The sequence below is a fragment of the Corallococcus sp. AB038B genome, from assembly GCF_003668955.1.
GTDB classification, from domain to species: Bacteria; Myxococcota; Myxococcia; order Myxococcales; family Myxococcaceae; genus Corallococcus; species Corallococcus exiguus.
The window spans coordinates 656777-674729 of the sequence record NZ_RAWO01000003.1 but is presented as its reverse complement, the minus strand read 5'-3'; the positions used below and the strand labels follow the sequence as shown (position 1 = coordinate 674729).

Genomic DNA, 17953 nt, shown 5'->3' with positions numbered 1-17953 from the left:
GATGCTCGAACTGGACGACATCCAGAGCGGAGTGCTGCGGCCCCGGCCGTCTCCGTACGTCGCGACCTACATCCTCTTGCGCATCGACGAACGGAGCGCGGGACGGGAGTTGATGAGGCGGCTCGGCTCGGTGGTGACCACGGCCGGCCATCCGAGCAGCCCGATGCGTGACGGCGGGCTCGGCGTCGCGCTCACGTATCACGGGCTCGAGGCGCTGGGTGTACCGCAGGACTCCCTGGACAGCTTCGCGTGGGAGTTCCGGCAGGGCATGGCCGCCCGGGCGAAGGCCCTGTACGACGACGGTGAGAGCAGCCCCGAACACTGGGAACCCCCGCTGGGAACGAGCGAGGTTCACGTCGTGTTGACAGCGCTTTCGCCGGATCAGGCCCGGCTCGAAGCCGCGCTGGACCGCGCGCACACGGCTCTGCGGGAGCTTGGCGGCATCCAGGCCATCTGGCGTCAGGATTGCCACGCACTGAGCACGGGCAAGGAGCCGTTCGGGTTCAGGGACGGCATCAGCCATCCGGCCGTCGAGGGGAGCGGCATTCCAGGGAGCAATCCCCATGAGGCGCCGCTCAGGTCGGGCGAATTCGTCCTCGGCTACCCTGATGAGACGGGCGGCGTACCTCCGATGCCCCGGCCTGACGTCCTGGGGCGCAATGGAACGTACGTCGCCTTCCGCAAGCTTCATCAGCGGGTGGCCGCGTTCAGGCAGTACCTGAAGAACGCCGCGAACAGCCCGGAGGACGAGGAGGTCCTGGCAGCGAAGATGATGGGGAGGTGGCGGAGCGGCGCGCCGCTGGCGCTGTGCCCCTACCATACCGCTCCCGGCCTGGGCGCCGATGCGTCGCGCAACAATGACTTCCACTATTCAGATGACCCGACCGGATACAAGACGCCTCGCGGGTCGCACATCCGGCGAACGAACCCCCGCGACGCGTCTGTCGCTGGCGTGGTCAGGCTCCATCGGATGATCCGGCGCGGAACCGCCTACGGCCCCGAGCTGCCCGACGGAGTCCTCGAGGACGATGGCGCCGAGCGAGGGTTGATGTTCGCCTTCATCGGCGCGCACCTCGGACGGCAGTTCGAGTTCGTGCAAGCGGAGTGGGCCAACGGCGGTGACTTCCTGGGGCTGGGCGACGCGAAGGACCCCGTCGCTGGCGCGCACGACGGAGCGGGCGCCTTCTCCTTCCCGAACCGGCCCATCCCCAGGCGTCTGCAGGGCCTTCCGCGGTTCGTGGTCACGCGCGGAGGCGAGTACTGCTTCATGCCCGGGCTGCGCGCGCTGCGGTGGCTGGCGGAGCTCCGGACATGAATGGTTCAGCGCCCATGGACGTCGTGGTCATCGGTGCCGGACCCGCGGGACTGCTCGCGGCGCTCCGCGCTGGCGACCTGGGCGCCCGGACCGCCCTGGTCACCCGCGACGCGTTCGGCGGCATGGCGGCCCACGACGGACCGGTTCCGGTGAGGACGCTGGCGCAGGCGGCGCGGTTGCTCCGCGACGCCCGGCAACTGGGGCGCTATGGCATCGCGGTGACAGAGCCCGTGCTGGACTACGAGCGGCTGCTCAAGCGCGTGCGCGAAGTGGCCGGCGACGTTCGCACTCACGCGGCCCTGCGTGAGCAGATCGCCGCGGCGAGGGTCACCGTGCACGAGCACGTCGGCGCCGCGCGCTTCGTGGACCCGCACACCCTCGAAACCCAGCGCGGGCTCCGGTTTCGAGCGGAGAAGTTCATCCTCTGCACCGGTGGCGTGAGCCGGCGCCTCCCCATCCCGGGATTCGAGCTCACGAAGACCCACAGCGATGCGTGGAGCCTGACCACCGTTCCGCCGTCGATGGTGGTCGTCGGCAGTGGCGCCACGGGAGTCCAGGTGGCGTCGGTCTTCGCCGCGTTCGGCACACAGGTTCAGCTCTTCGAGGCGGGAGCACGCATCCTGCCGACCGAGGACGAAGACGTGTCCGCCGCCGTCGCGGAGTCCTTCCGTCAGGCCGGTATTGTGGTGCGCGAGGCCTTCGGCACGATTGAACGCTTCGAAACGACGCCAGGGGGCGTGCGGATGGTCTTCTCCAGGGACGGCGTGCGAGACAGCGCCGAGGCCGCGCTCGTCGTCGTCGCCGTGGGCTGGAGGGCTGACACCTCCGCGCTCAACCTCGCGGCCGCGGGCGTCGAGACCGACTCGCGGGGTTTCGTACGCGTCGATGCCCAGCTGCGCACCTCCGTGCCGCACATCTTCGCCGCCGGAGACGTGACAGGGCGCCGGATGCTGGTCCCCCAGGCGTTGCAGGACGGGTTCGTCGCGGGCTCCAACGCGGCACGAGCACCGATGATCTCCGTCACGGACGAGGTGTGTCCGATTGGCAGCTTCACCGATCCCGAGTACGCGCAGGCGGGCCTGACCGAAGCGAAGGCACGTCAAGCGCACGACGTCGTGGTGGCGGTGGTCCGCTTCGACTCGACGACGCGGACCCTCATCGATGGTCGAACGACCGGGTTCTGCAAGCTCATCGTCGACCGCGCCACGCGGAAGCTCCTCGGCTGCCACGTGGTGGGTGAGCGGGCGGTCGATCTGGTCCAGACCGCGGCGATCGCCATCGCCGCGGGGATGCGGGTGGAGGAACTGGCTCGAGTTCCGCTCTCGTTCCCCACCTATACCGGCGTCCTGGGTCGTGCGGCGGCCATCGCCGCCCGCCAGCTCCAGGTCGACGTGGACCGGGCTCGCCTCGCGGAGCTGCTTTGACTCAGCGTGGCCGCACGGCCACCTCCGTCCAGCGCAGCCGCTGCTGCAGGGAGTGCGCCTGGTATGTCTGCAGCGTGTCCTCGGGCCCTTGCGCGGGCAGGGCCCCTCTTTTCTCCAGCAGGCGCAGCACCCGGTGACGCGCCACCCGCAGCAGTCGCTCCACCTCTGCTTGCGTGGGCGGAGGCAACGGCTCGAAGCGCACGCCGCCCTCCCGCGGCACGAAGACGCCGTCCGGCACCAGCGAGTGGAAATGAGGAGTCACCTGCAAGGCGGAGCCGAAGAGCTGGATGAACGACACGGCCCCGACCTGCCCACCACGTAGGCCATGCCATCGTGCCCTTCCGGCGCTGCAGGGCGAACACTGCGCGCAGGAAGAGGGTGAGGACGTCCGAGAGTAGCCCCACGTCCTTGAGCAGCACCCACCGCACCCGATGCGGAAAGGACAGCGTCCACTGCCGGTAGGGAGCCCGTCACCCGCGGCTACACCCGGGCCATGGATGAGGCCGGTGCGGAGGCGGGGCTCGCGAGGTTCGAGGCCGCTCCTGTCTGATCAGAGCTGCCCCTACTCCATCGCATGACCCACCAGATCATGGTGGGAATCCAACTCCACTCGAAGTGGGGGATTCTCCGATGAAAACCAGTGAGGAGTCCTTGCTCCACCTGGGCTGGCCTCTTGCTTTGCGGCTGGAGCATGGTGGGCGGTGTGGCCGCGGAGGCTCCCGTGCATGGCATTACGGGTTCAACGAGCCCTGCGCGCGAATGGCCTCTCACCTCTGGTATTGGGAGCCTTCATGGCCAGGGGCCTTGGGCGGGCCCGGTTCCGGCACCTGCTCTGGACTTCTCCAGTCCTGTTGCAATTCGCTTCCTGGTGAAGGTGCAAATCCTGGCGATAGCGTTCACAAGGCAAGCACTTGTTGCTCCATTGGTTTGCCTTGCTCTACCTTTCAAGGCGTCGCCACCGGCCCGGGCGACGTCAGTTCCTGGGAGTGCGAATCATTGTCCGCCCCCAGCGGCTGTCAGCGGAATCGCCTTGTCCCCGGATACCCGGTCCGCTTGGCAGCACCCACCCTTGAATGGAGATGAATCCGTGCGCGTTGTCTCGTTTCTCGCAATATTTCCTCGTTGGCTCGCTCTGGGGCTGAGTCTCTTTGGTGCTCAGGCCCTCGCGGGCTACGCGCCCATCCCGGACGGTTACGTTCTCCTCAGCACGGACACGACAAACCGATACGTGGTGGCGGGTGGCGCGCGGTTCTTCATCCCTCCCGCGCAGTGGAGCAATTATTCCTCCGCCAGCACGGTGGTGCTGTCCCAGGCCACCATCGATTCCTATGCGGAGATTCCCCAGGAGGGCACGCTGCTCCGCCAGATTGGCTTCTCTGCGATTTATGTCGTGGTGGGAGAGATGTTCTGGTGGATTCCGAGTCCCACGGAGTTGGACTACTGGGATGACTGGAGGACCGTCAACAACATCCCGAACGCCGGCTGGAGTGATACGTTCTTCAACTACTCCTACAAGATCCTGGTCCAGGAGCGCACGGGGAGCCAGGTCTATCTCTGGATCGCGGGCGCCAAGTACCCCATCACCAATGCGTCGGACCTCGCCTACTACGGGGGCGCGTCCAGCGTGAAGATCGTCCCCTTGGGAACGCTTGCCAACAACACGCACGAGCCCTGGTGCGGCGCTCTCTTGCGCGAGCGCTCGAGCAGCACCGTGTATAGTCTGGGGTATGTCAACTCCTCTCTCCCCGGTATGTATCGGTCGCCCGTGGCCGCCACCGCGCACGGTGAGGTTCCGGATGGCGCGCTGAGCTCCATCCCGGTGTTCACCCCCGGCGGATTCCTCAGCTGCATCTGGTAGCGACAAGCTCCCAGCGGGGGGCGGTCACCGACAGGAAGCAGGATGCGCCCGGGGCAGGCTTCCCCGGGCGCATCCCTGGAATGTTTCCTGCTTCGACCGCGAGAGGCTCAGCGCCTGGGACTCCATCGCCGGATCCGCGGTGAAGAACAGCGTACGGGTGGCTGGTTCATGAGGCCGTTGCCGAACGCGAGCGCCCAGAGGCCTTGATAGGGGGTAACTGCCCGAGGGGTCGATTTCCTCCGCCTCCACAGTGAAGGAGCCTGGCAATCCAGTACGGGTTGTCAGGCTTTTTCTTTGGGCCGAGCTCGGGGGCTGTCGGACGAGTTGGCCTCGCGCATGGCTCTGGACCCGGGGTTTCGCCACTTTTGCGCAGAGGACTCCCTACGGGAACCACATGGCCCTGGGGGATAGCCACGAGAGTTCATTGCCGTAATGCATGCCTTCCACGGCGAACTGATAATTTCTTTCCCAGGTGATCATTGGCGCGCCGAGGACCATTGTGACGGCCTCATTGAGGACGTCGGGACCTGTCCTGAACATCGTGAAATTCTTCGCCGTGAGAAACACCGGCATCTCCTCCGTCCACTTGTCGTGGTTTTCGCGCATCGTCTGGGTGATGAGCTGGAGGTCCTTGTCGGAGAGGTACAACGACAGGTAGTTCGCCATCGCCACCACGTACGCATGGATGACCTTGGCCAGCTTGGGAGAATTCGGACGGGCGGCCATGCCCGCGTTGACGGGATGCCCGTTCTGCCACCGCAGAAGCGCGAAGCCGTGCTCGTTCAGCGGGAAGGAGATGTTCCTCTTCTTCCAATCCCGGGCCATGGGCATGTCCATGTCCAAGTAGAGGCCCCCGTACAGGTAGACAACCACCAGGCGCAGCACATCCGAAGCAGCCGCGGACGCGACAAAGCACTCGGCGTCCTTCATGCGGGGCCTGAGCCCGATTTCCTTCTCATAGGCATCGGTCCACATCGCCTGACAGGCCGCGGCCAGCGCCACGCTGGCATCGAACACCTTGCATCGGGACTTGCCGAAGAACTGCGAGTTGATGGCGTCCCAGCCGCGAACACGTGAGTCCGCCCAGACATACACCTGGAGGCCGGGGTCGAATGCGCTGATCCAGGTGTCCAGGGCCTTCATCCGGGCCTCGGGCAGCGCGCTCCCGAACCAGATGATGTGAAGCCGCGGCTGCTCGTCGCAGGTCAGCCGGCAGAGCGCCTGGGAGAAGGCCTCGCGTGAGACCTCGTCCTCGCGCATGGCCTGGAGTGTGGGGTGCGGGACCACGTCCTGGGCGTTGACCCAGACATGCTGGTTCGTGGTTCCACCCACGCGCACCTTCAGCGTAGGCGCATCCGACGGGCTGGCGAGCTGGCCGAAGAGCTTTCCACGCCCCTTCACTTCCACATGCATTGCATCCCTGAGAGGAAGGTTCGCGGGCTTCGTGAGCTCCCGGGCCGAGATCATCTCGACGGGCGGCAGGCTGGTGGACGTGGAGGACACCTGCCTCGGGGCGGTGCTCTTCTTTTCGACGACCCCTGAGGGCGTGGGTTTCTTCTTGAGGTAGGGCGTCTTGGGGGCTTCGAACTTGGGCGCGGTTGGAGCCTTCAGCGCTTTGCGGCAGGTGGCGCACAGACCATCATCTGTATCCTGCTGTTGCATGAATAACGGACACGGCCTGGGCGGTTCGCCGTATCGCTTGTTGAAGCACTTGCCCCTGATGCCCATGTTCACACCCCCGGCGTTTTCCTAGGCGGAGGGGGAGTATAGCGAAAGCTGTCCGTAGCGCTCCAGCCGACCTTCCGGTGCCCGCGGTGGTGCTGGTGCGCCAGAAGGGAATGAAGGAGCCGTGGTGTCTGGCCACCAGCCTGGGGGCTGTCAGCGCACGCCAGGTGGTGGACCTCTATGCCCGACGCTTCTCGTGCGAGGAGACATTCCGGGACGTCAAGGACTTGAGATTCGGGATGGGACTGTCCTCGGTGCGTGTGAAGAGTCCCGAGCGCAGAGACAGGCTGCTGCTGGTGAGTGCCTTGGCCCAGGTGCTGCTGACGCTGCTGGGCGCCGCTGGGGAGAGTCTGGGGATGGAAAAGGGCTTGAAGGCCAACACAGCCAAGACGCGCACCTACTCGCTCTTCCGGCAGGGCTGCATGTATTGCCAAGCCATTCCCATGATGAAGGAGGAACGATTGCGGCCTCTCGTCGAGCGCTTCGCCGAACTCCTCCATTGTCACCCTGTCTTCAAAGAAGCGCTTGGCTTCATATGAGGGGATGGCTCAGGGCTGGATGGGCGCCGCGCGGCCGCAGCTGCACCAGGCGGTGAACCACGTCACGCTGCTGATGGGGGAGCGCACCTCTCGGCAGATGCAGCACGCCGCCAACGTGGTGGCCAAGGACGCAAGCCCTGGCCACCCCTGAGCCTCATCCCTTGCCGTGGCAGATCAAAAGGCCCAGGCTTGGCCGTTGTACGTGTACGTGCCCGATTCTCCACACTCATCACGGGCGAAGGCAAAGCATGCCGCGATGCTGCCGGCGTAGGCGGACGTTCGATAGCCCGCGCGAGGGCCGACGTCACACCAGACGTGGCAGATGTTGTCGGGTGGGAGGCCTGCCGCGAGAACCTTTGCGCTCTCGTCCTGGCGGGAGGGGGCAGCTCCCGCCAGCTCGCACTTCGCCTCGCATGCTTCGAATGCGGCAAAACATTCGTTTATGCCGCCCCCTTTTCGATAACAAATCCTCAGCTTTTCGCTGCACGCATCGTAGCAGTCGGCGGACGCTGATTGAGCTGAAGCACTATCCGCTCGCCCATCGCTGGCTTCTGCCGTTCCCTCTGCTTCAGGGCCGCCGCAGCCGAGTATCAGCCCCACAGTCATCAGCCCGGCAATGATTGCCACTCGCATCCGTTTCTCCTGGTTTGAGGGTTGGTGCTGCCTCGCCAGGATAGCGCTGCCATTCGCGGTGAGCCAATGGGCACCCCTTCTCCGGGGAACACGTCGCAGTCCCCGGAGTCCACCGTGCCCATCATCACCTCGCAGCGCGCCGCCTTCCTCGCCCTCGTCCTCGCCCGGATGCATTCGCCCTACCGGTGGGGCGCAAAGGGGCAGCGCGTGCCAGCGGATGGCCCGCGCCTCTTCGACTGCTCCGGACTCGTGACGTGGGCTCTCAACCAGGTGGGCGGCCCGGACTGGCGGGCCACGCACAACACGGACCGCCTCTGGGACATCTGCGCGCCCGTGGCGACGGAGGCGGAGCTGCTGCCAGGCGACCTCGTGCTGTACGGGCGCGCGGGCCACACGACGCTTCAGGGGCGCCCGGTGACGCGTGACGACCCGAACCACGTCATGGTGTAAGTCGGAGCGGGCGTGGTGATGGGAGCCTCCGGAGGCGGGAGCACGACGCTCACCCTGGCCGATGCGGCTGCGGCTGGGGCGCGCGTGAAGACGCACCCGCGCATCGCCTACCGGAGCGACGTCCTGGGCTTCCGCCGGCTGCCCTTCACCTCCTGATGGGCTCGCCACCTCGATGCCGCCTGTGCGGCAGGCGCCTGGGCCAGTGCGACCACCCGCGCTGGCTGCCACGCCGCTGAGCCGCCCCTTCCTGCTAGTGCCGTGAAGTCCACCCGCACGCAACAACGCGCAGCATGAGCGCTTACTGCAATCAGGGCAGTGTGAAGCCTTGGGGAACGCAATATGGGCTCAGGGCGGGCTGATAGAACCAACAGCTCGTGCCTGGAGGACAATCCCCCCCATATACCCACGCCCCCTGGGCGTTACAGACCAGCCACCCACCACTGCCTGGTGCGCATGCGTATGAGATGGGCGTGCAGGCCCCCCCTACTACTTGGCCGGACGAGGCGCTTTCCTTCTGGCCGGCCTCCGTTGGCGCTCCGTAATTTGGGGTCGACGGCTGAAATGCAAGGATACCTAGGACAGCCAGCAGGATTGGGGCTGTTCGCATGATCCGCTCCTTCATTTGCTTGGCCATTCAGCGGGGGCGAAGCGCCGTCGGCTGATGGCCATGTTGGCATATCGCAAGTGACCTCAGGCGGAGGCAGGACCGAAGCCACCAAGAGGCGAGCCCCCCGCGAGGCGCCCCTTCTTCGTGGTGCAGCTCATCCGCCGCACCAGGAAAAGCGCCCATGTCCACGCCCACCCCCGCGCCGTACACGCCTCCGCCCGAGCTCATCGCCAGTGCCGAGAAGGCACTGGCCCAGGCCAGCCCCAGCAAGCTCGCCCTCGCCCTGATGCTGTACCACTGCTACGGCAGCGTCACCGGAGGACGCTCCGCGGTGACGGGCGCCGAGCTGCGCCCGTTCGAGAAGTGCTCCACACTGGTGCGCGCCGGCTGGCTCGCGGTCGCCGAGACCATCAACACGCCGGTCGCGTCCGTGTCCACGGTGCTGCCGGGACCGGTCGGGGCTCCGGTGGTGCCGCCCGGCCAGAAGCCCTCCATCGACCGCGCCGTCCACTACCAGCACGGCGTCCTGGTCTGCGCGGCGGACATCACCGCCGTCAACAGCGACGGCTCAGTGTCCCTGCTCGTGAAGCCGCCCAACGCGCTGCCCTTCCCGGTGAGCATGGCCGCCAGGCGGCCACCGAGGCCCCAATGGACGGCTGCTGGAACTGGATGCCGCGCGTCTGAGCCGCCCCTTCTTCCTGGTGCTATCCACCCCCCTCAACGGGAGCAACACCATGAAGAAGCGTCTCACCCTGGCCGCGGGTGTCACCGACCACGCCCTGAATCGGCTTCGGCGGGCGAAGAAGGCGGCGCGGAAGGAGGGCGTGCCGGTGTCCACCGCGCTGCGCGCCCAGGGGCTGGACGAGGCCTCCATCCTGACGCTGGGGGAGGGCTCCATCTCCACCGTCTCCCTGGACCAGCTGCTGGCCGGCGAGGAAGGCCGGGACTCCGCGGCGAACATGGAGACGCGCCTCGGGCTGGTGGACACGACGGCCGCGCGTCACCGACTGGTGGCCGAGCGCGAGGCGGCCCTCACCGAGCTGTACCAGATGCCTCGCCTGCAGCGCGTGGTGGCCCAGAAGCTGGCGGGCTACGAGCGGGGCCCGGGCGCTGAGCCCGCGGCGCGGACTGTGGCCCAGGAGCTGCGCCTGTCGGAGGACGAGGTGCTGCGGCTCCACCGACAGGCGCTGAAGCGGATGCGCGAGGCACTCGACGCCAAGGGGCTCGGGCCGGAGCTGCCCGCGCGCGTCTCCGGGAAACTGCGCCAGCGCCGCGCGGCCGCGCCTCGGGATGTGCGGCCGCGCCCGGTGGGGCAGGGCGCTCAGATGGGGCTCGCGCTCCCCGCAGTGGAGTCCCGCCGCCCGTCGGCGTGGGGCGCGTAGGTGCCCACCATCATCGCGGCGAAGGCGGGCACGTGCACGGCGGCCGGGTGCAGCGGGCGCATCCTCAAGGGCGAGTACGTGGAGTACTCCGCCGCCACCGGCACGCGGCACCTGGTGTGCGCGAGCGCCGAGCAGGGCAGGCGCCCCAACCTCCGCGCTGGGCTCTGCCGGTTGCGGCGCCCAGGTGGCCCCTCGCGAGGGTTCGCTCGTGCTGAAGGAGACGACTCGCGGGACCAGCTTCCAGAAGAAGTGGCTGGTGCTGTGCCCGCGGTGCGCGTGAGCGCCGGTCAGTCCAGGTCCTCCAACTCCAGCTCCGCCTGCTGCCGGTAGAGAGGCACCACCTCCACGGCGAGCAGGTCCTCCAGCAGCTTCCGGGCCCCGGCTTTATCGCCCGCCTTCGCGAGGTCCCCAGCCAGCATCCTCGTGCGCGCCAAGCGCATGGAGCCCTCGCGGATCCGCGAGCGAGCCTCGCGCAGAAGCGCGGTCGCAGTAGCCGCGTCTTGGACGGCGGCCTGTGCATCCGGCTCAGGGATGGCCACCTCGCGCGCAGTACGCAGCAGCAACTCCCGCACGTCTGGAGTGAGCGCCAGTGCTTCGCCGGCCTCGATGCGCGCAGCGAGCGCACGCACCTCGTCCCAGTTGATGTCCTGGCTCATGCCGCTACCGGCCCTTCCGTTGCCGGAAGCATCGGTCGTGCGGCCATTCCCCCTGCTGGCCCTCACAGAGGCGGAAGCAGTCGTAGCAAGAGCCTATCCAGTCCTGATTCTGGCACTTCTCGTACTCGTTCATGCGGTAGCGCTTCCACTCCGGCAGGTCCTCGCGGGCCAGCTCCTTGGCGACCCTGGCGCCGAAGAGGATTTCCTCTGCCTCGAAGTCCGTGGCCCCGCAGCGCGTGGGGTTGCCCGGGTGCGTCTTTACGCAGCAGATCACCGTGGAGTCCTGGGGGCCGCACTGCGCCTGGGCCAGGTACACCGCAGTGGCGCTGGGCTCGGTGTCGCTCGCCCGCGCATGGGCACCGCCACCACAGCCCGCCCCCCACCAGCGCGAGCGCCGCCACGAGCATGCCCAAGAATCGGGTGTTCAAACTGCGCATGCATAGCTGTTTAGTTTCGTTTTTCTTGTGCTTCAATCCTTCTCAGGAGGGAGCCGGAGCCGCGCATGAAGGCCGGCCCCGGAGCACGCCGCCTCTACGCGATGAGCGCGGGCAGCCCGTCGGCCGGCAGCACCTTCTCGCGGTAGGCAGCGACCTCGGATGCGCCAGGGGAGACGGGCGTAACGTTGTTACGCTGCTTGGCGTCGTTCAGCGCTCTGGCGCCGCTGCTCTCACCTTTCCCAGAGGGGCCGTGAAGGGAAGTGCGCGATTCTCCAAGCCCAGGTCGGAGGGTTCGATTCCCTCCGCCTCCACAGTGAAAGAGCCTGGCAATCCAGTACGGGTTGCCAGGCTTTTTCTTTGCCGCCCCCTTCACGGTGGCTGCACGCGGGATGGCGACGGAGTCCGTGGTGGCCACCCCCATCGACGACAACGCGCCCCGACGGGTGCTCTCCACGCACGCGCGGGCACGAGCGCCGAGGGTATCGGTTCTACCGACCTGCCTGGCTGATGGCTTCCGTCGCGCCTGCCACCCAGAGGATGGGGTCGGGGAAGCGAAGGGCCAGGAGCGCTAGAGGCACCACTCCTGGCTCTTCGAGGCCATCCCCGAGCCGGCAAACTCGGGTGCAACCAGCCCTCCTGCAAACTACCTCCGACAGCAACGCCAGGCGAGGGCCTACCGGGTGATGTCATGGATGCCCCCAGCGACAACGTGGCAGCTCGGGCGCCGCGCGATCACCGTGCAGGTCCGGCGGAACTCCTGAAACGACAGAGCTCCTTCTTCAGGGCCTGGAGGGGAGGGGACCTCAGTGGATGCGCGCTGGCGTCTCCTGTTCCCGCGCCGCCGGGTATGCGCGTGGCACGGCGGCCGGGGCCTTGGGCGCGTGGGCCACGCCCTCCTCTCGGTAGCGACGCACCAGCATTTCCAGGTGCCCTCTGCCCAGGGAGGAGGGCGTAGAGTCGCGAGACATCCGCGGGGTCCTCCGGGTCGAAGCGGATGTGGAAGGCGCTGGCCAGGTCGCACGCCAGCCGCAGGTCGATGGACAGCAGCTGGGTGAATCAGCGCCCCGTGCGCAGGTCCCTGGGGGACAGCTCCTGCAGCAGCGCCCTCGTCAGCTGCCAGGAACGCAGGAGGACCGCCGCGCCTTCCTCTCGCTCCCGTGGGACGACTTCCAGTGTCTCCGTCATGGTTCCTCCTCGCGGACGCGCAGCCGCAGCTGAAGGATGTGGAGACCTGGCTGGCCTGACACCCGGCCCCCTGAAGTCCCCCCCAGACTCGCGCGAGCGACCGCCGCGCGGATTGGCAAGCAGCACGTCCGTCATTTGGAGCGCTTCCAGGCCCGGACGGTAGACTCCGCCCCACTCGAAAGGGGTTCCGTCTTCCATTCCAACCCCTTGGGGAGAACCTTCGTGGCGTTGCTTCGACGTGTCCTGTGGCTCGCGGTGTCTGGAGTTGTCATCAATGGATGTGGTGGAGAAGTCCAGGCGCCCGTGCGGGAGCCGGACCTCTCCGTGAAGTCGGATGCGCTCTACTCCGAGAACGGAGTCCAGCTCTGGTCGCTCACGGACCCGGTCATCCCGGTCTGCTGGCTGACGCCCGGCTACGACGTGGACAAGCAGCTCATGAAGGAGTCCCTCGCTCGCACCTGGGAGTTCGAATCCCAGGTCCAATTCACCTGGACTGAGGGGTGCCCCACCACGGGCACCGCGAAGTACGTCCGCCTCGAGTTGATACCGAGCGCGCCCCCGGATAGCGGAGGAGGCATGGTGAGCGTGGGGATGGCGGGGGCCTTTCGCCTGCCATCGCAGGGCAGGTCGGGCTACATCGACCTGCCCGGGACCAACTTCTCGGGCCGGCTCAGCCGCCTGCAATATCTCGCCTCCCACGAGCTCGGGCACGTGATGGGCTTCAACCACGAGCAGCACCGCGACGACGCCCAGTCCCCGTGCAGCGCGAATGTGAACCTCGGCCAGGCGTACACCCGCTACGACCGCGACTCGCTCATGCAGTCCATGAACGCCTGCAACAGCAATATGTCCGAGGACCTGAGCGCGTTCGACAAGGTGGGCGTGGCCAGCGTGTATGGCCCGAGGCGCTGGACCGACCAGTTCGGGACCCAGGGTGAGACCCCCGGGGAGATCCTGCGCCAGTTGGCGGACGTGGATGGGGACGGAGACGACGAGCTCATCTACTTCCACGGCAACGGCGTGCGCGTGGCCGCGGCGAACGCCTCGCAGCGGACCTTCCAGGTGGCCCAGGTCTGGCTGGCGGACTTCGGAACCAGCGCGGGCTGGAGCGGCACCCTGCATCCCCGCTCCGTCGGCGACGTCAACGGAGACGGCCTGGCCGACATCGTCGGCTTCGGCGAGAACGGCGTCTCGCTCTCCTACTCCACGGGCTTCAGCTTCACGCCGGGCGCCTTCAGCTTCGTCGGCTTCCACCACGCCAGCCCGAACTGGCCGAGCGCCCTGGCCGCGCCGCGCATGCTCGAGGACGTCAATGGCGACGGCACCGACGACATCATCGGCTTCAACGGCAGCGGCACCGTGGTCTCTCTGTCGCAGTGCACGGGGGCCCTGTGCACCGCGAGCACGCAGTTCGCGGCCCCCGTGGTGGCCCTGGCCGCCTTTGGCAGCTCCGTCGCGCAGGGCGGCTGGGACGGAGTGCGCCACCCCCGCCGGGTCGCCGACGTGAATGGCGACGGCAAGGCGGACATCGTGGGCTTCTCGGAGTGGGGCGTCATCGTGGCGCTGTCCACCTCCACCGCGACCACCGCCTCCTTCGCGCCGCCGGCCCTCTGGGTCGCCGACTACGGAGCGGACCCCAGCGTGGGAAGCTGGGCCACGGCGGATTACCCGCGATACCTGGGCGACCTCAACGCGGATGGCCGCGCGGACATCATCGGGTTCGGCCATGACTACGTCTGGGTCTCGTTCTCCACCGGCACGACGTTTCTCCCGGCGCAGCGGGTCCTGAAGAACTTCACCGTCACCGGCGGAAGCTGGCAGGCCGCCTTCCCTCGCTTCATCGGAGACGTGGACCACGACGGGAAGGTCGACCTGGTGGGAAGCCGCCCGCAGGGCACCCAGGTATTCCTGGGCAAGACGTTCGACGCGAACGCCCTCGCGCCGTAGCCCCCTCGGAGTCACCGGAGCGGCGCCGTCCTCGCGAGGACGCCGCTCCGGGCAGCACTCGCGGAGCATGGGAAGGACAGGAGCCCTCTTGGGCGTAGCGGGCGGGAGCAGCGTGAGACACACGCCAGATTGGCTCCTCTCCGCGTTCACCGTCCACCGCGGCGCGGTCCATCCGGACGCGGTCAGCGCGCAGGGAGCTGCTGGAAAATCCCGGGAAATTCAATGAGTCAGGGAAAAACGCCCACTGCGTATAGAGGGGCCGGGTCTGGGCTGAGGCCCGGCCGTCAATCCATTGCATGCCTCCCGGGACCGTCATGTCATTGCGCCGTCTGTCGTTGTTGCTCGTTCCCTCCTGCGCGGCCTGGCTGGGCTGCGCGGAAGCAGGGCCTCCCTCGGATGAGGTGAAGGGTCCGGACGTCGTGTGGAGCGACCCCCGCGAAGGCACCGCGACGGTCAGCGACGGGGACCTGCTGCCGGGCTGTGGCGAACCCGACGCGGGGCCGGTGGAGCCGGACGCGGGCGTACCCGACACCTCCGTGCTGGTGACGGCCGACTCCCGCTTCCATGCGAGCACCGGCGTGACGGTGGTTCCCCAGGACCTGTCCACCCGCGACCTGGAGCTCCTCGTGCCCGACCCGAGCGGGGTGGGCTTCGACCGGCGCTCGGGCACGCCCGTGCCGGGCGGCATGCGCTTCGAGAACATCCCGGACGGGGAGTTCTTCGTCCGCTCCAACCACCTCTACTACCTGACCCGGGAGCGGCGCTTCGACCTGGGCGTCAACCGCGTGGGGCGTCCGGACGCCGTCTATTCGCCGGTCACCTACACGCCCGTGACGGCGGACCTGTCCCAGATGGATCCCTGGCAGGACTACGAGTCCATCAGCTCGCCGGGCACGCTCTTCCAGGTGGTCAGCGGCGACGTGGACCTGGCCGCGTCGCTCGACTTCGCGGCGTGGCCCTCGGCCGGCACCACGTCCCATCAAGACCCGGACGCCTTCCTGACAGGCTTCACCGGCTACCCGCTGCCCGTCCTGGACCCGGCGAAGGGCGACCGGGTGTACGTCAACCAGCTCAATGCCGTGCCGTCCGGGACCCTGCCGAGCGGCGCGCCCATGGCCTACACCACGGTGACGAGCAGCCAGCACCTGCCGTCCTTCGCGTTCACGCCGGATGGCACCACGCCCCTGTCGCTGACGAGCAGCCTGCAGCCCACGCCCCGGAGCGAGTTCTCCATGGAGTGGCGCCTGTCCGAGTTCACCCGCTGGCGCGCGGACGTGAACCCGGACTCGACGCTCAGCCTGCCCATCTTCCAGGTGCTGCCCGTGCCGCACGGCCTGGAGGATGGCTGGGTGGGCTACCAGGGAGAGCTGCTCAATCTGACCCTGCCGCGCGGTGAGAACGGCGTCATCACGCGCCGGATGGCCTTCGGCAATCCCTATCCCGCCTCGTGGGGCGTGCTGGGGTACGCGACCTATACGTTCCGCGCGGGGGCCCCGGTCGTCGTGGGGGCCAGGGGGCACTACCCCACTGGCTCCATCACCGTGGTCGACCGGTTGGAGCACTTCATCGCGGGTCCCATCGTGCCGAAGATCTCACCGCCGCGGGAGGTGCGCATCGACGGCCTGGATGCCTACGTGTCGCGGTCGGTGGGCACCACCCAGCCGATGGTGAGCTGGCGGCAGCCGGTCCTGGGCACGCCCCAGGCCTACAGCGTGACGCTCACCCAGCTCACCGACAGCTCCGTCACGCCGCCCGCGAAGCGCTTCTACGTGCCCGGCGACAGGACGTACCTGCGCCTGCCTCCCAACGCGCTGGAGCCCGCCTCCACGTACTTCCTGCGTGTGACGGCGGATGGCTCGCCGGGCTTCGAGCCCTGGCGTGCGCCCTCCATCAGCATGGAGCGGCTGCCCGGCTCCAGCGCGTCCACGTTCAGCGCCGCGTTCACCACGCCGTAGCCCGCGGAGTCCCGGGCGGGCCCGCCCGCTACCGCGCCGTCTGGCGGTGGCGGGTGAGGCACTGCGGGTGGCGCACGTCCACGGACCCGGTGAGCTTGCTGACCTGGGCTTGCAGCGCGGCGTTGCGTGAGCTGTAGACACCGCTGTTGAAGTCCGCGAAGAGCATCCGCGCTCTGGGGCGGCCCTCGCGCAGGGGCCAGGTGCGCACTCGCTTCACGTACGCCAACACCCGTCGCCTGCCTCCACACCTCCAGCACGCGAACACATCCAGGGCGAATGTCCTTTGGGTGGCCATGCAAGGCACCCTCAGGGGCATGGGTGAACCACGTCGGAACGCCCGGTGTGGCAAGGGACTCATTCGCGTGAGAGCCCGCGACCTGGTTGTGGTTGCTGTTTCCGAGAAGCACTCGAACGCGAAAAAGAGGTGAGGAGGAAATACCGCCCCGCACGTTACTTCGAGCGGAAATGCAGAAACGCTTTCCGGAGCCCCACGCCCATCCTGGGCGCGGAGGCCTCAACCAACGGCATAAGGGGACAACACAATGAAGCGAGCGTCCATCGTTGTTTCGGCGGTGATGATGTCGGTCGGATTTGCCAGCACGGCCCTGGCGGCCCCCATCACCGTGAATGGCTACGTCTGCGCGGCGACGTACACCCGGCAACCCAACGTCACCTACGGCCAGGGCTACGTGGTCGTGCAGGTGAACACCGGGGCGAACTGCACAGGGAGCTTCGTCGGCAACTACTACTACCTGGGCTCGGGCGCCTCGTCCGCCGGCTACCAGTACAGCGAGGCCGAGCGCCTGGGCCTGTTCGAGCGCGCCACCCAGGCCGCCACCCAGGGCACGTCCGTCAGCCTGTACGTGGAAGGCGCGGGCATCGGCATCCTCAACACCACCTACCGCGGCAACTGACGGCGGACTGGCTATCGCGCTCCTCACCGGCGCAGAAGCCATTCATCTCCAGCGGACACACGCCAGCCCCGCCCAGCCGCCTTCCCAGGCGGGACGCGGCAGGGGCCTGGCCCTGGCGGCTTGACCTTCAACACCCCGCGGCCTGGAGTGGCGGCCAATGAGCGCGACCCACGCCGTGACCGAAGAGCTTCGACGCACCCTGAAGGCGCGGAGTGACCCCCGCCTCGCCGAGGCGACGCGCCGCTACTTCCCCACGGACATCCGTGCCCTTGGGGTCCGCAACGCGGAGGTGCGGCGCATCGCCGATGCGTTCATCCAGGAGAAGGGCCTGCCGCCCGAGGACCGCCTGGCGGTGACCGAGGCGCTACTCGCCCAGGCGACCCATCACGAGGAGGTGCTCCTGGGGTTCGCCGTAGTTCGCAAGGTGGTCGGGCGCTCGTTCGACGAGTCGTTGCTGGAACGCTTCCGGTACTGGTTGGAGCACTCCGTCTGGAATTGGGCCCAGTGCGACGACCTGTGTCTGACCGTGCTCTACCCGTTCTTCCTCACCCGGACGCCCGCGCTCACCCGAATCCAGCACTGGACCGGATCCCGTTCCCCCTGGTGTCGGAGGGCGGCGAACGTCGCGCTCGTGAAGTTCGTGAGCCGCGGGATTCGATCCTCCAAGTACATGCTGCCCCTCGAAGTGATTCTCGGAAATGCACACCGGTTGCTACTGGATCCGGAGCCGTATGTGCAGAAGAGCGTGGGGTGGCTGCTGAAGGTCGCGGCGGACCACCACCGGGAGGCGGTGGTGGCATTCATCCAGGAGAACATCTCCGGGATGCAGCGGGACACCCTGCGCTATGCCATTGAACGGCTGGAGCCGGAGCAACGGAAGGCGCTGCTGTCGCTGGAGTACAAGACATCCTGAACTCGCGGCGCGT

The 17953-nt window shown here is 67.7% G+C and carries 20 protein-coding genes; 13 read left to right on the top strand and 7 right to left on the bottom strand.

The genetic code is table 11. The features are described 5' to 3' along the window. Position 1 precedes the first annotated feature (1 nt). Positions 2-1315, top strand: a complete 1314-nt coding sequence (locus D7Y04_RS18960; protein ID WP_121760220.1) for a Dyp-type peroxidase — start codon at positions 2-4, stop codon at positions 1313-1315. Continuing rightward, positions 1312-2739: an NAD(P)/FAD-dependent oxidoreductase gene (locus D7Y04_RS18955; RefSeq protein ID WP_120593328.1), complete on the top strand. Its 1428-nt coding sequence runs from the start codon at positions 1312-1314 to the stop codon at positions 2737-2739. Before D7Y04_RS18960 ends, D7Y04_RS18955 begins: the two co-directional genes overlap by 4 nt. A 1-nt stretch (position 2740) precedes the next feature. Here the strand turns inward: D7Y04_RS18955 and D7Y04_RS44510 are convergent, their stop codons facing one another. Next, the gene (locus tag D7Y04_RS44510; RefSeq protein WP_158627553.1) at positions 2741-3037 is read right to left on the bottom strand and encodes a transposase; all 297 of its coding nucleotides are present in this window, start codon (positions 3035-3037) and stop codon (positions 2741-2743) included. Between the two features lie 789 nt (positions 3038-3826). Here D7Y04_RS44510 and D7Y04_RS18945 point away from each other — a divergent pair. After that, positions 3827-4597: a hypothetical protein gene (locus tag D7Y04_RS18945; protein ID WP_121760218.1), complete on the top strand. Its 771-nt coding sequence runs from the start codon at positions 3827-3829 to the stop codon at positions 4595-4597. Between the two features lie 381 nt (positions 4598-4978). On the opposite strand, the gene D7Y04_RS18940 is transcribed toward D7Y04_RS18945, so the two are convergent. Continuing rightward, entirely contained in the window at positions 4979-6259 is a 1281-nt protein-coding gene (locus D7Y04_RS18940) for a TcdA/TcdB catalytic glycosyltransferase domain-containing protein (protein ID WP_158627552.1), read from the bottom strand. 152 nt (positions 6260-6411) lie between these two features. Here D7Y04_RS18940 and D7Y04_RS18935 point away from each other — a divergent pair, with 152 nt between their 5' ends. From D7Y04_RS18935 to D7Y04_RS45730, 4 genes are all read left to right on the top strand, one after another. Next, the gene (locus D7Y04_RS18935; protein WP_233597305.1) at positions 6412-6861 is read left to right on the top strand and encodes a transposase; all 450 of its coding nucleotides are present in this window, start codon (positions 6412-6414) and stop codon (positions 6859-6861) included. A gap of 4 nt (positions 6862-6865) precedes the next feature. Further along, a complete protein-coding gene (locus D7Y04_RS44505; RefSeq protein WP_158627551.1) occupies positions 6866-7012 on the top strand; it encodes a hypothetical protein in 147 nt (48 codons plus the stop codon). Positions 7013-7560: 548 nt separating this feature from the next. Next, on the top strand, positions 7561-7944 hold the full coding sequence (locus tag D7Y04_RS45735) for an NlpC/P60 family protein (protein ID WP_233601491.1): 384 nt from the start codon (positions 7561-7563) through the stop codon (positions 7942-7944). 18 nt (positions 7945-7962) lie between these two features. Then, complete coding sequence (locus D7Y04_RS45730; protein ID WP_233597303.1) at positions 7963-8100, top strand: hypothetical protein; 138 nt, start codon at positions 7963-7965, stop codon at positions 8098-8100. Between the two features lie 751 nt (positions 8101-8851). Here the strand turns inward: D7Y04_RS45730 and D7Y04_RS18925 are convergent. After that, complete coding sequence (locus D7Y04_RS18925; protein WP_120593324.1) at positions 8852-9046, bottom strand: hypothetical protein; 195 nt, start codon at positions 9044-9046, stop codon at positions 8852-8854. Between the two features lie 239 nt (positions 9047-9285). On the opposite strand from D7Y04_RS18925, the gene D7Y04_RS18920 reads away from it, so the two are divergent. Together D7Y04_RS18920 and D7Y04_RS45725 are read left to right on the top strand one after the other, a co-directional pair. Continuing rightward, complete coding sequence (locus D7Y04_RS18920; RefSeq protein WP_121760216.1) at positions 9286-9933, top strand: hypothetical protein; 648 nt, start codon at positions 9286-9288, stop codon at positions 9931-9933. After that, positions 9934-10263, top strand: coding sequence for a hypothetical protein (locus D7Y04_RS45725; protein WP_233597302.1), 330 nt, complete (start codon positions 9934-9936; stop codon positions 10261-10263). Here D7Y04_RS45725 and D7Y04_RS18910 read toward each other — a convergent pair. The 3 genes from D7Y04_RS18910 to D7Y04_RS46385 form a co-directional block, all read right to left on the bottom strand. Continuing rightward, positions 10221-10589 (bottom strand): DUSAM domain-containing protein, encoded by a 369-nt coding sequence (locus D7Y04_RS18910; protein ID WP_120579501.1) that lies wholly within the window; start codon positions 10587-10589, stop codon positions 10221-10223. The genes D7Y04_RS45725 and D7Y04_RS18910 overlap by 43 nt on opposite strands. Positions 10590-10593: 4 nt before the next feature. Next, positions 10594-10863 (bottom strand): hypothetical protein, encoded by a 270-nt coding sequence (locus tag D7Y04_RS18905; RefSeq protein ID WP_121760273.1) that lies wholly within the window; start codon positions 10861-10863, stop codon positions 10594-10596. Between the two features lie 1219 nt (positions 10864-12082). Continuing rightward, complete coding sequence (locus D7Y04_RS46385) at positions 12083-12211, bottom strand: hypothetical protein (protein ID WP_255428478.1); 129 nt, start codon at positions 12209-12211, stop codon at positions 12083-12085. A gap of 222 nt (positions 12212-12433) precedes the next feature. On the opposite strand from D7Y04_RS46385, the gene D7Y04_RS18900 reads away from it, so the two are divergent. Then, positions 12434-14158 carry an FG-GAP-like repeat-containing protein gene (locus D7Y04_RS18900; RefSeq protein WP_158620535.1) on the top strand — a complete coding sequence of 575 codons (1725 nt, stop codon included), beginning with the start codon at positions 12434-12436 and terminating at the stop codon, positions 14156-14158. A gap of 314 nt (positions 14159-14472) precedes the next feature. Beyond that, entirely contained in the window at positions 14473-16113 is a 1641-nt protein-coding gene (locus tag D7Y04_RS18895) for a hypothetical protein (RefSeq protein ID WP_147477139.1), read from the top strand. 28 nt (positions 16114-16141) lie between these two features. Here D7Y04_RS18895 and D7Y04_RS45720 read toward each other — a convergent pair whose 3' ends face one another. Next, the gene (locus D7Y04_RS45720; protein WP_233601490.1) at positions 16142-16342 is read right to left on the bottom strand and encodes a DUF1615 family protein; all 201 of its coding nucleotides are present in this window, start codon (positions 16340-16342) and stop codon (positions 16142-16144) included. A 313-nt stretch (positions 16343-16655) separates the two neighbouring features. Between D7Y04_RS45720 and D7Y04_RS18885 the strand changes: the two genes are divergently transcribed. Both D7Y04_RS18885 and D7Y04_RS18880 read left to right on the top strand, forming a co-directional pair. Continuing rightward, positions 16656-17027: a hypothetical protein gene (locus D7Y04_RS18885; RefSeq protein ID WP_121751841.1), complete on the top strand. Its 372-nt coding sequence runs from the start codon at positions 16656-16658 to the stop codon at positions 17025-17027. Between the two features lie 157 nt (positions 17028-17184). After that, entirely contained in the window at positions 17185-17940 is a 756-nt protein-coding gene (locus D7Y04_RS18880; protein WP_120593319.1) for a DNA alkylation repair protein, read from the top strand. Positions 17941-17953 lie beyond the last annotated feature (13 nt).

Coding starts and splice junctions, on each gene's coding strand:
- D7Y04_RS18960 (WP_121760220.1), top strand. CDS start 2: ATGCTCGAACTGGACGACATCCAGAGCGGAGTGCTGCGGCCCCGGCCG.
- D7Y04_RS18955 (WP_120593328.1), top strand. CDS start 1,312: ATGAATGGTTCAGCGCCCATGGACGTCGTGGTCATCGGTGCCGGACCC.
- D7Y04_RS18940 (WP_158627552.1), bottom strand. CDS start 6,259: ATGCAACAGCAGGATACAGATGATGGTCTGTGCGCCACCTGCCGCAAA.
- D7Y04_RS44505 (WP_158627551.1), top strand. CDS start 6,866: ATGGCTCAGGGCTGGATGGGCGCCGCGCGGCCGCAGCTGCACCAGGCG.
- D7Y04_RS45735 (WP_233601491.1), top strand. CDS start 7,561: ATGGGCACCCCTTCTCCGGGGAACACGTCGCAGTCCCCGGAGTCCACC.
- D7Y04_RS45730 (WP_233597303.1), top strand. CDS start 7,963: ATGGGAGCCTCCGGAGGCGGGAGCACGACGCTCACCCTGGCCGATGCG.
- D7Y04_RS18925 (WP_120593324.1), bottom strand. CDS start 9,046: ATGGAGGGCTTCTGGCCGGGCGGCACCACCGGAGCCCCGACCGGTCCC.
- D7Y04_RS18920 (WP_121760216.1), top strand. CDS start 9,286: ATGAAGAAGCGTCTCACCCTGGCCGCGGGTGTCACCGACCACGCCCTG.
- D7Y04_RS18910 (WP_120579501.1), bottom strand. CDS start 10,589: ATGAGCCAGGACATCAACTGGGACGAGGTGCGTGCGCTCGCTGCGCGC.
- D7Y04_RS46385 (WP_255428478.1), bottom strand. CDS start 12,211: ATGACGGAGACACTGGAAGTCGTCCCACGGGAGCGAGAGGAAGGCGCG.
- D7Y04_RS18895 (WP_147477139.1), top strand. CDS start 14,473: ATGTCATTGCGCCGTCTGTCGTTGTTGCTCGTTCCCTCCTGCGCGGCC.
- D7Y04_RS18885 (WP_121751841.1), top strand. CDS start 16,656: ATGAAGCGAGCGTCCATCGTTGTTTCGGCGGTGATGATGTCGGTCGGA.
- D7Y04_RS18880 (WP_120593319.1), top strand. CDS start 17,185: ATGAGCGCGACCCACGCCGTGACCGAAGAGCTTCGACGCACCCTGAAG.